The sequence below is a fragment of the Dyella humicola genome (genome assembly GCF_026283945.1).
Taxonomy (GTDB): Bacteria; Pseudomonadota; Gammaproteobacteria; order Xanthomonadales; family Rhodanobacteraceae; genus Dyella; species Dyella humicola.
In genome coordinates this window covers 57454-69443 of the sequence record NZ_JAPDPC010000001.1, presented here as the reverse complement: position 1 = coordinate 69443, position 11990 = coordinate 57454, and the positions used below count along the sequence as shown (strand labels likewise).

The window sequence follows — 11990 nt, the reverse complement described above, 5'->3', positions numbered from 1 at the left end:
TTGCGTGCATAAAGGCGACCGAGGGTACGCGTACGCGTCCCGCTAGTCGGTGCGACAGGGGTGCGCCGATGACAACGGTCAGGATGCCCGTGAACCTTTTCGCGCCATTGATACGTCGCCCGATCGGCACCTCGCTGCTGGCGCTCGGCCTCACCCTGGCGGGCTTGTGGGCGTACCTGTTGCTAGGTGTGGCGGCGCTGCCTGCGATCGAATTCCCCGGCATGGTGGTCTACACCGAGGTGCCGGGTGCCAACGCGCAAACCATGGCGTCGACCGTGGCTGCACCGCTGGAACGACACCTGGGCCGTATTCCCGGCATCAAGGAGATGCATTCGGAGAGCAACGACGGCTCGACCTCGATCCGCATCCTGTTCAACTTCGGCAACAACACGGACAAGCTCGCGCGCGACGTGCAAGCGGCGATCAACGCGGCCCGGGTCGACCTGCCGTCGAGCATGACGGTGCCGCCCCGTTACTTCAAATTCAACACCGCCAACATACCCGTCCTACTGCTCTCGCTCACCTCTGAGACGGTCCCGCCAGACAAGCTCTACGACCTCGCGGATACCCTGATCAATCCGGCTCTCGCACAGATTCCCGGCGTGGCGCAGGTGCGCGTCATCGGCGGACGACCGCGCGCCGTGCGCGTCGAGCTCAATACCGTCGCGCTCGCCGCCAAGGGGCTGACGGCCAACGACGTGGCCAACGCATTACGCGCCGCCAACGTAACCTCCCCGCAAGGCACGCTGAGCGACGGCCGCACGCAGATGACGGTGACCGCCAACGACTCTCTGCACAACCCGGAAGAGTTCGGCAACCTGCTGATCGCGATCAACAAGAATGGTGCACCGGTGCGGCTGTCCGACGTCGCGCATGTGGTCAGTGGCCAGCAGGATGAGTACCAGGCGGCCTGGTTCAACAACCATCGCTCGGTGGCGATCCGCATCGCCAAGCGCCCCGAAGCCAATGCGGTGGCGACCGCCGACGCCGTGCGCGCCAAGCTGCCGCAGATGCGCGCGTGGCTGCCCGCGGACCTGCAGATCACGCCGATCTTCGACCTCACCCAGACCACCAAGTCCGCCCTTCACGAGGTGCAGGTGGCGTTGATGTTGAGCGTGGTGATGGTGGCCCTGGTGATGCTGGTATTCCTGCGTCGCATCGGCCCGATGCTGATTGCCATGCTGAGCGTGCCGCTATCGCTGGCGGGCGCCTTCGCGGTGATGTGGACCCTGGGCTATACGCTCAACACGCTGTCGCTGATTGCGCTGGTGCTGTGCATCGGCTTCGTGGTGGACGATGCGATCGTGGTGATCGAGAACATCGTTCGTCATATGGAAAAGGGCGCGCCCCCATTGGAGGCTGCGCTGGTCGGCGTGAAAGAGATCGGCTTCACCGTGGTCTCGATCACCTTGTCGCTGATTGCCGTGTTTGCCCCGCTGTTGTTCGGCAACAACCAGTTCACCCTGCTGCTGCGCGAGTTCTCGGTGACCCTGACGGCCGCCGTGGTGATCTCGGCCATCGTCTCGCTGTCGATAACCCCGGCGCTGTGCGGACGCTTTCTACCTGCCGACGAGAGCGGTACGCGCGCGCCGGGTCGCCTGGAGCGAACCATCGAGCGCTTCGACCTCGGCATGCAGCGTATTTACGCACGAGCGCTGGATTGGGCCATGCGCCATCGCCGCCTGATGCGTTGGCAACCGATCATCCTGCTGGTGCTGACCGTGGTGATGGCGACGGGCGTGGTCAAGCTGTTCGGCTTCAATTTCATGCCGCCGGAAGACATCGGCATGATCCAGGGCGATGTTCGCGCCGATGCGAATATCTCGCCCACCTTGATGGCGGAACGTGCCCAGCGTGCCTCGGCGATCATGAAGGCCGACCCCGCCGTGCTCGACGTCACCACGTTCCTGGGCAGCGACAATGCCGGCGGCGCGGTCGGCAACCAGGCCACCATGTTCGTCGACCTCAAGCCGCGGGGCAGCGGGCCGGGACAGCGCTCGGAGTCGATCAAGGACATCATCGCGCGCCTGTCGAAGGCCTACGAGAAGTTGCCCGAACTGCGCGTTTCGCTGAACTCCATCGGCTTCTTCAACGACAACAACGACAGCAACCGCGGCAGCCAGAGCTTCGAGCTGGTGAGCAGCAACAACACCGACCTGCAGCCGTGGGCGCTGCAGGTCGCGCAATTGATGCGCAAGCGGAAGGAATTCCACGACGTCTCCACCGACTACGACAGCATCGACAAGCAGCAGATGCTGAAGGTTGATCGCGCCGCGGCGAGCCGGTTGCAGGTGAACATGGGACTGATCGACTCGGCCTTGTACAACGCGTTCGGCCAGAACCAGGTCTCGATCATCTACTCGGACATCAACCAGTACTGGGTGGTGCTGACCTCGTCGGCGGAACATTCGATCAGTCTGGCGACGCTGCTCAACACCTACGTGCGCGGCGAGCAGGGCAATATGGTGCCGCTGTCGGCGGTGGCCCATATCGAACCCAATGTCTCACCGTCCCTGGTCATCCACACCAACCAGCTGGAAGCGACCCAGATTTACTACAACACCGAGCAGAACATGCCAACGGACAAGGCCATGGCGCTGATCGAGCAGATTGTGGCGGATGCGCGCCTGCCCGCCGGCATCCAGATCGGCTATACCGGCGGCAACCAGCAGCTGCAGGAAACCCGCAGCAACGCCAACGTGCTGCTGATCGGCTCCATCCTGGCCATGTACATCGTGCTGGGCATCCTCTACGAGAGCCTTGGCCATCCGCTCACCATCCTTTCCACGCTGCCAGCCGCGGGAGCGGGCGCGTTCCTGGCGATGTTGGCGACTGGCCTCTCGCTGTCGCTGATGGCCATCATCGCGATCCTGATGCTGATCGGCATCGTGAAGAAGAACGCGATCCTGATGGTCGACTTCGCCCTCGTCGCCCAGCGCGAACACGGCTTGTCGCCGCCGGAAGCGATTCGTGAGGCGGCCCTGGTGCGCTTCCGTCCGATCACCATGACCACCCTGGTGGCGATGGGCGCGGCGCTTCCACTGGCCGTCGGTTTTGGCATCGGCTCGGAAATGCGCCAGCCGCTGGGCGTGGCCATCGTCGGCGGCCTGCTGGTGTCGCAGCTGCTGACCCTGCTCAGCACACCGGCCATCTACCTGTGGAATTACGACCGTAAGGAGCGCAAGGCCGCGCGCAAGGCGAAGCGTGCGGCGAAACGGGCGTTGGCGGGGAAGCTGGAGCCCGCGGGCTAAAAGTGGGGTTGAGGGCAGGTGGTGGGGGCGCCAACACCAACGGCCGCGCAAGACTTGCGGTGGGCTGACGAAGTTCCCTGAACACGAGTGGGGCGCCGCTCCTTTCAGTCATACTCCTCCGCTACCCACCCCCATCCCCAGATTTCCTCGTCCCCTGTCTTTCGGCAGGGACGGACTTCAGGCACATTCGCGTGTCGTGTCAACGCAGGCATAAAGTGCAGCATGACTGCGTATTCCGCCTACGACGTGCGTGAACGCACGCCTTCAACGCCCCATGGCCGCTTCCCTGGCCGCCATGAGGCTGTGCGCAGCCTCTTACCGGTATGGAAACCTGAGTGAATATCTTCGCGCCCCTGATTCGCCGCCCCGTAGGCACTTCACTGCTGGGGCTTGGCCTGTTGCTGGCGGGCCTGATTGCCTATGGCCTGCTCGGTGTGGCGGCGTTGCCGTCGCTGGAAGTCCCAGGCGTGTTCATCTCCGCGGCGCTGCCGGGCGCCAGCGCCCAGACCATGGCTTCCACCGTGCTCGCGCCGCTGGAGCGGCATCTGGGGCAGATTCCCGGCATCGAGGACATGTACGGCAATGCCACCGAGGGCGCTGCCACCATCCAGATTCGCTTCAACTTCGACCGCAGCGCCGACAAGGCCGCCCGTGACGTGCAGGCAGCGATCAATGCCGCCCAGGCCGACCTGCCGGTGATGCCGAGCCCGCCGCAGTACTTCAAGTTCGATACGTCGCAGATTCCGGTCCTGCTGGTGTCGCTGACCTCGACAAGCCTGCCCCCAGACAAGCTCTACGACCTTACCGATACCCTGCTGAAGCCTGCCGTCTCGCAGATTCCCGGGGTGGCCCAGGTGCAAGTCTTCGGTGGTACGCCGCACGCGGTACGGGTGGAACTGGACACCAATGCGTTGGCGGCCAAGAGCCTCACCGCCAACGACGTCAGAAACGCCCTGGTCGCCGCGAACGTCACCTCACCGCAGGGCGTCCTGAGCGACGGCCGCACCCAGATGACGGTGACCGCCAACGACGGACTGCGTGAGCCCGAAGACTTCGCCAAGCTGCTGATCGCCCAGCGCAACGGCGCACCGGTGCGCCTGTCCGACGTGGCCAAGGTGACCAGTGGCCAGCAGGATATTTACCAGGGCGCGTGGTTCAACGGCCAGACCACCGTCGCCATGCAGATCAGCAAGCGCCCGGAAGCCAATGCGGTGGCTACGGTGGAAGAGATTCGCGCGCGCCTGCCCGAATTCCGCCAGTGGATGCCAGCGGACGTGCAGATCACCCCGATCTTCGATCTCACCCAGACCACCAAGTCGGCGCTGCATGAAGTGCAGGTCGCGCTGATGATCAGCGTGGTGATGGTGGTGCTGGTGATGCTGGTGTTCCTACGCCGACTGCGCCCGACCCTGATTGCCACGCTGAGCATCCCGCTGTCGCTGGCCGGCGCCTTCGTGGTGATGCTGGCGCTGGATTACACCCTCAACACGCTATCGCTGGTAGCTCTGGTGCTGTGCATCGGCTTCGTGGTCGACGACGCCATCGTGGTGATCGAGAACATCGTGCGCCACATGGAGCACGGTGAAGCGCCGCTGCCGGCGGCGCTGATCGGCGTGCGCGAAATCGGCTTCACCGTCATCTCGATCACGCTGTCGCTGGTCGCGGTCTTTGCGCCGCTGCTGTTCGGCAACAACCTGATCATCATGCTGCTGCGCGAATTCTCGGTGACGCTGACGGTGGCGGTGGTGATCTCCGCCCTCGTCTCGCTGACCCTGACACCGGCCCTGTGCGCCTATTTCCTCAAGCACGAGGAACCAGGCGAACGCACGCCGGGCCGCATCGAACGGGCACTGGAACGCTTCGATCGCAACCTTCATCGCATCTACGAGCGCACCTTGGACTGGGCCATGCACCATCGCCGGCTGATGCGCTGGCAGCCGCTCATCCTGCTGCTGCTCACCATCGGCCTGGGTGTCGCCGTGGCCAAGACCGCCGGCGGCAACTTCATGCCGGAGGAAGACATCGGCATGATCCAGGGCGACATCCGCGCCGATGCCAATATTTCGCCCACGCTGATGGCCGAACGCGCACAGCGCGCCGCCGACATCATGAAGGCTGACCCAGCCGTGCTCGACGTGCTCACCACGCTGGGCAGCAACGACGGCACCGGCGCGGTGGGCAACGCCGGCAGCATGTTCGTGGACTTGAAGCCGCGCGGCAGTGGTCCGAACGACCGGCAAGACAGCGCGAAGGTGGTCATGGACCGTCTTTCGAAAAAGTACGACGCCCTGTCAGGCATCAAGGTGTCCTTGAGCCTGGTGCAGTTCCTTGGCGGCGGTGGCAGTGGCGACAAGGGCGGCCAGTACGAATTCCAGTTGATCGCGACCAACGGCGAGGACTTGCAGCCGTGGACGCTGAAGATGGTGCAGAAGATGCGAAACACCAAGGAGTTTCGCGACGTCGGCAGCAACTTCGACCTGGTCGGCAAGCAGCAGTTGATGAAGGTGGACCGCGAGGCAGCCAGTCATCTGCAGGTAACCATGGGCGATATCGATACCGCCCTGCTCAATTCGTTCGGCCAGCGCCAGGCCTCGCTGATCTATTCGGATATCAACCAGTACTGGGTGGTGCTTACCTCCAACCAGGCCGCCTCGCTGAGCCCGGAAGCGCTGCTCAATCTGCGCGTGCGCAATGCGCAGGGGCTGATGATTCCGCTATCAGCGGTGGCGCATATCGAGCCCAATATCAGCCCGATGCGCGTACGCCACCACAATCAGTTCCAGGCCTCCACCATCAACTACAACCTGGCGCCGAAGATCGACCAGGTTGCCGGCGTGAAGCTGGTGGAGAACACTGCCCTCGCGGTGGGTTTGCCGGCTGGCGTGCATGTGGAATTCACCGGCCAGAACGAGCGACTGCAGAAGGCCAAGTCCAACGGCATGGTCTTGCTGATCGCGTCGATTGTGGCGATGTACATCGTGCTGGGCATTCTCTACGAGAGCCTCGGTCATCCGCTCACCATCCTGTCCACGCTGCCGGCGGCGGGCGCGGGCGCGTTCCTGGCGATGCTGGTGACGCAAACCCAGCTCACCCTGATGGCGATCATCGCGATCCTGATGCTGATCGGCATCGTGAAGAAGAACGCGATCCTGATGGTCGACTTCGCCCTGGTCGCCCAGCGCGAACGCGGGTTGCCGCCACCCGATGCGATTCGCGAGGCGGCGCTGGTGCGTTTCCGTCCGATCACCATGACCACGCTGGTCGCGATGGGTGCCGCGTTGCCACTGGCGATTGGCTTTGGCGTGGGGTCTGAAATGCGCCAGCCGCTGGGTGTCGCCATCGTGGGCGGCCTGCTGGTGTCGCAGTTGCTGACCCTGCTCAGCACGCCGGCCATTTATCTGTGGAATTACGACCGCAAGATTCGCCAGGCCGCACGCAGGGAACGGCGCGCAGCAAAGCGTGCGCTGAAGGAGCAGACGGCCGCGGGCTGAACTCTTGGCTTCCTCTCCCCTGTGGGGAGAGGACTGAGGTGAGGGGCGGGTGCTCGCCGCCGCGCTACAACTGAGCTGTGTCGCTAGCTTGCCGCTTACGCAGCGGGCGTTTCGATCGCCTGCCGGCGCTCGAGTCACTTTTCTTTTGCTGGCCCAAAATAAAAGTAACCCAAAGAAAACGGCCTTAAAGGCTGGTAGCACTCCGTGGGATAGAAGCGTTGGAAGGTTTGCGCGAGAAAATACTTGGTGACCCACGGCGAGACACAGCGGCTACACCGCAACGCGCCAAAGCGGCGAGGACTTAAGGCAGGGTCGGCCGAAGGGCGTGACGTTTGCGGTATCCGGGTGCGCAGATGGCCACCGCACCACCCACGCCTTAAGCCCTCTGAGCACCGGCGCGTTGCGGTGTAGCGGCGGTGTGTAGGCCATGGGCCGCAACTAATTCGGCTGGCCACGCCGGTCAGGCTCGTATCCCGCGCCATGCTATGAGCTCTGGCTCTTTAGGCCACTACTTTGGGTTACTTTTATTTTGGGCCAGCAAAAGAAAAGTGACCCGGACCGCGGCAGCGGTTCGGAACGCCCGCTGCGTAAGCGGCAAGCTGGCCATAAGGCTCGATTGTCGCGTCATCGCGAGCACCCGCCCCTCATCCCAACCTTCTCCCCGCAGGGGAGAAGGTGAAGGAACGCCGGCGGGCGATCGAAACGCCCGCTGCGATCCATAGGGACTTACTTCAAATCGCTTGCAGGAAAAAAAGAAGTAAAACCGTATCGCTCAATCGTTCGCGCTGGTACACGCCGCGTAGCGCCGGCCTTCCACATGCATGACCTCATGGCCATGCAAGCTCGTGCTGGCGGTGTAGTGTTCCGGCGAGTCGAAGTCCACGCGGCCGCGACCAGTGGTTTGCGCACTGCCCGGACAACTGAGCGTCCATGCCAATGCCGTGCTGCTGCGATGCTGGTCGCTACGCCGGCATTGATCGTTTGCCGGAACCGGCATGTTGGCGAACTCGTCCCAGGGGTCAGCGCCTTCGTCGACGCAATGCCATTGCACGGTGGATTGACCGGCATGACTTCCATGAACGCCGTGCGTGACGATCTTCCACAGGCCAGGCATGGCCTGGAAGTCGCCCGGATCGGCATGGCTGGCCGCAGCGGCAAGGCTGAGTACGGCGAGCGACGCCAGCGCGACGACGCGCTCCATCGCGTTCCATCGACGCCAGCGCAGAACCATCGCATTGAGATACTGCTTCATGAGCATGACTCCGTCGATCGATGAGGATGCCCTGCCTGCTTGCGCAGGCAGGGCATGAACCGCAGGCACTCAGTCCTGCGTTTCTGCCGCCGCCATATGCGGCTGCGCACCACGATCGAAGTCGAACATGTTCATCAGATTGCCAATGGCGGGAGCATTGACCGGCACATAAGGATTGCCGGGCATCGATACCGGGTTGGGCAGGTTGTCGCGGCTGCGACCCGAGATCGTCTCCTGCAGGCCCCAGTTGGCCTCGACGAATTTGTCGAACGAGACGTGGTCGTAATACGTATGCACCACGCGACCGCCTTCCGAATAACGCGAGATCACCAGCAGCGGGATGCGAGAGCCGTCGCCGAAGAAGTCGACCGGCTGCACATAGCCGGAGTCGTAGTAACCGCCACCCTCATCGAAGGTCACCATGATGACGGTGTCGTCCCACACCTTCGGGTTGGCCTTCGCCATGTCCACGATCTTCTTCACGTAGCCTTCGAACAGCTCGAGCTTGGACGAGGCCGGATGGCCGTCCAGAATGCCATCCGGCTTGGCGATGGAGACGGCCGGCAGCGTGCCGTTCTGGATATCGTTGTAGAGATCGTTGATATCCTGATTGTTGGCGCGCAGCTTCGGATTGGTCATGACCTGCGTGGAGTACAGGAACGGGTCGCAGATATTGCAGAACGTGCCCGCTTCGCCATTCTCCTTGCCACCACCCCAACCCTCACCGTAGTACTTCCAGCTCACGTGATGACGCGTCAACAGCAGCGCGAGGTTGTCCTGCTGTGACGGCGGTATGGTGAACTGCGTGGCGCCGAGCGGGGCCGGCGTACCATCACCCAGGTAGCCCGGGTTGTAGTTGTTCACCAGGTAGTAGGCGTTGCGCCTGCAATCGGTGCCATGGAACGTGTGGTACGGCAGCGACTTCAGGTAGGTCTTCACGGCAGCGATACCAGGCTGCGTGTCGTCCGCGCAATTCACATACGAGCCGCCGCCGTAGCCATCCTGCACGTACCAGTTGTTGGTACCGGGCTGCGCATCCGGGTTTTCGATCTGGTTCGACGGCGGCGTGATGGGATTACCGTTGCTGTCGGCGTAATAGATCAAGTCGCCGAAGCCGAGCATGATGTGGTTGGCACCCGTGCCGCCCATCACCGACTGGTGGAAGTTGTCGCTCAGTGCATACGTGCGCGCCAGCTCGGCAAAGTAGGGCGCGTCACCCTTGGCCATGTTGAGGAACTGCATGGCGGTCGAGCCTTCACCCGTGCTCTGTTCGTTGAACCCGGCCGGCTGGGCAACACCATTGGTGCCGGCGCCAATGCTGGTTTCGACCCACGGGAACAAGTCGTTGCGGCAACCGCTGGGGTTCTTTGCCGTGGCTGCCTGCACATTGCAGTCGAGCTGCTGCCACATCTGGAAGAAGCGGTGCACCGGGCTGTTGGCGTAGTCGTCGTAACTGATCGACGCGTGCATATCGACCGGAGCATTGGGCAGCTGGGTGGGGAAGCGCGTGTCGACCACCTTGTTCGGCAGGCCCGTGCCGCCTTCGGCAAGTTCAATATAGGCGCTGGTCGGCAACGCCGGCTCCAACGCTTCGGCCTGTGCTGCGGATGCGAACGGCGCCTGCGTCGGCGCGCCGCCGGTGTTCATCGACGGCAGCACCGTGTACGCACTGGTGTGCGTCGGAGCGAGCGAAAACGCACCGGTGCTGGAAGCCTGCCATTGGCGTGCAGCAGCGACGTTCGGGCCCGGCGTGCCATCCGCATTGACAATGCCTTCGGACAGCAGGTTGTTCACGCTCTGGCCGCTGGGCGGCGTGTAGGTGGCGAACACATGATCAAACGTGCGGTTTTCGCCGATCAGCAAGATCACATGCTTGATGGGCGACTTGGTGCGACCGCTACGATCTTCACCATCACCGGGAGCATGCAAGACGGTGACGCCTCCCGGTACACCGGAGCGGTTGCTCACACCAGACGCCGGCACCTGTCCGCGGAAAACCGCGTCATGGTCGGGCGAGGTGGTGCTTTGTGCGCTGACAACACCGGCGAGGCCGGCCGTGAGTGTGCCGATGACAAACGGCATGAGCCGCTTGCGGACATACATCATGGACATGTCTGAATCTCCTGCAGAAACCCTGTTCGGGCTGCAATCGAGTAATCCCCCTGATTAACCTGGGGACCGATCGCAACATCGGGCATCCAGGCCAGCGGCGAGTCTGGTCCGCGAAGATGACGGTGCATTGGCACTATGGCGACAGCGCCGCCGCCCAACATGACAGTGCTGCGACGGCGCATGAGCTTGCGCGAGCGATCAAGAAAAAGCGTTCGGTGGCGCTATGCTTTTGCGTGCGCGGGAAGCAGCTGGAAGGGCCGCATCATCTCGTTGTCTTCGTGCTCGAGCAGATGGCAGTGCCACACATAGCGACCCGGCTCCCCTTCAAATCGCATGATGATGCGAGTGACCATGCCAGGGTCGGCGCGCACGGTATCCTTCCACCCCATCTCGTGAGGTGACGGCAGTTGTGCGGGACCCGTGTACTTGAGTGTCTTGTTCGCGTTCCAGGCGAACAGATCGAACGGGCGTCGATCGACGACCTGGAAGCGCACCAGATGCAGATGAATCGGATGCACGTCTCCCGTGACGTTGAGCAGGCTCCAGATCTCCACGCTGTCCTGCCGCGGGTCTTCGGTGATGGGCGCGGACCAGTGCCTGCCGCCCAACATCATCATCATCGGACGGCCGCCCGCGTCATCTTGCTCACCGAGCGTGAGCAGGCGATCACGTACGGCGACGCTTGCATCGATGCGGTCCACCTTACGCAGCGTCGCCGGCAACGCGGCTGCGTCACCACGGCCACGATCGCGCACGCGAAACTCCAGGAGCGCTTCGGATTGATGGCGCAGCTGCAACGCCTTGCCGTCGAGACCACTGAAGTCGATCACGACGTCGGCGCGTTCGGCCGGATACAGTTCAATGCGCTCGCGCGGCAACGGCGCCGGCAACAGGCCCTGGTCGCTGGCAATCTGCTGGAACGGTTGGCCGGACGATAGCGACAGGTTGAAGAAGCGCGTGTTGGCCGCGTTGATCAAGCGCAGCCGATAACGCCGCGGCTCGACGTCGAGGAACGGATAGAGCTTGCCGTTGCACAGGATCGCGTTGCCGTTGCACTCGGAAACCCATGGCGCCGCGGGATCATCCGACACGGGGTAGTAGAGCTGGCCGTCTTTCGCAATCAGGCGGTCGCACAGGATCAACGGTAGATCGCAATCTCCCGAGGGCAGGCCAAGCGCCTGCTCTTCGGCGTCGCGGACCATGAAGGCACCGAGCAAGCCGGCGTAAATATTGAGCCGCGTGATGCCCATGGCGTGATCGTGATACCAGAGCGTGGCGGCATCCTGCGCGTTCGGATAGTGATAGACGGCTGAATGGCCGGGCGCGAACCAATCCTCCGGATAGCCATCGCTGCCCGCGGGTGCGCGCGCGCCATGCACATGCGCCACCGTGCGCACATCCGGCTTGCTGCGCTCGGCGCCGTGAATGGTGTGATCGATCGGCAGGAAATGCCGCTCGGGCAGCGCATTCACCCACTCGACCAGGATCGGCTCGTTGCGCGTCGCTACCAGCGTTGGCCCTGGAAAGGTACCGCCATAACCCCAAAGCGGCGTGGGTGGCAGGTCGCGATGCAGGCGCGCGCTGAAGGCGTGCATCTCCATGCGATACAGCGGAAGCTGCCTGCCCGGGTAGGCCGGGTGCTCGCGCTGCCCCAGCGCCCGCGCCAGCGGCGGAATCGGCAGCGGATCGACAAAGCGGGCCAGGGTCACCGGATTGACCAGCGCCACCTTCGGCGCGGCGAGCTGCGGCATCGCCATGCGTGGCATGCCCGCGTCGGCCGATGCAGGGGCAGCCCAGGCCAGCAAGCCGAGGTCGGCGGCGGCCGCGGCGCCGGCCATGTCCGCCAGGCCACGCAGGAAGCGACGACGCGAAAGACTCACGCGA

At 63.5% G+C, this 11990-nt stretch carries 5 protein-coding genes; 2 read left to right on the top strand and 3 right to left on the bottom strand.

Features of this window, described 5'->3' with window-relative positions:
• The first annotated feature begins 89 nt into the window (after positions 1-89).
• Positions 90-3251: an efflux RND transporter permease subunit gene (locus OUZ30_RS00295; RefSeq protein WP_266180155.1), complete on the top strand. Its 3162-nt coding sequence runs from the start codon at positions 90-92 to the stop codon at positions 3249-3251.
• Positions 3252-3586: 335 nt separating this feature from the next.
• Positions 3587-6742, top strand: coding sequence for an efflux RND transporter permease subunit (locus tag OUZ30_RS00290; RefSeq protein ID WP_266180154.1), 3156 nt, complete (start codon positions 3587-3589; stop codon positions 6740-6742).
• 772 nt (positions 6743-7514) lie between these two features.
• Here OUZ30_RS00290 and OUZ30_RS00285 read toward each other — a convergent pair.
• The 3 genes from OUZ30_RS00285 to OUZ30_RS00275 all read right to left on the bottom strand — a co-directional run bounded on the left by OUZ30_RS00285 (position 7515) and on the right by OUZ30_RS00275 (position 11986).
• Positions 7515-7994: a DUF3617 domain-containing protein gene (locus tag OUZ30_RS00285; RefSeq protein ID WP_266180153.1), complete on the bottom strand. Its 480-nt coding sequence runs from the start codon at positions 7992-7994 to the stop codon at positions 7515-7517.
• A 69-nt stretch (positions 7995-8063) separates the two neighbouring features.
• Positions 8064-10106: an alkaline phosphatase family protein gene (locus tag OUZ30_RS00280; protein ID WP_266180152.1), complete on the bottom strand. Its 2043-nt coding sequence runs from the start codon at positions 10104-10106 to the stop codon at positions 8064-8066.
• A 221-nt stretch (positions 10107-10327) separates the two neighbouring features.
• Positions 10328-11986: a multicopper oxidase family protein gene (locus OUZ30_RS00275; RefSeq protein ID WP_266180151.1), complete on the bottom strand. Its 1659-nt coding sequence runs from the start codon at positions 11984-11986 to the stop codon at positions 10328-10330.
• Positions 11987-11990 lie beyond the last annotated feature (4 nt).

Excerpts from the sequence above, each read along its gene's own strand:
- OUZ30_RS00285 (WP_266180153.1), bottom strand. The coding sequence starts at position 7,994 with ATGAAGCAGTATCTCAATGCGATGGTTCTGCGCTGGCGTCGATGGAAC.
- OUZ30_RS00280 (WP_266180152.1), bottom strand. The coding sequence starts at position 10,106 with ATGTCCATGATGTATGTCCGCAAGCGGCTCATGCCGTTTGTCATCGGC.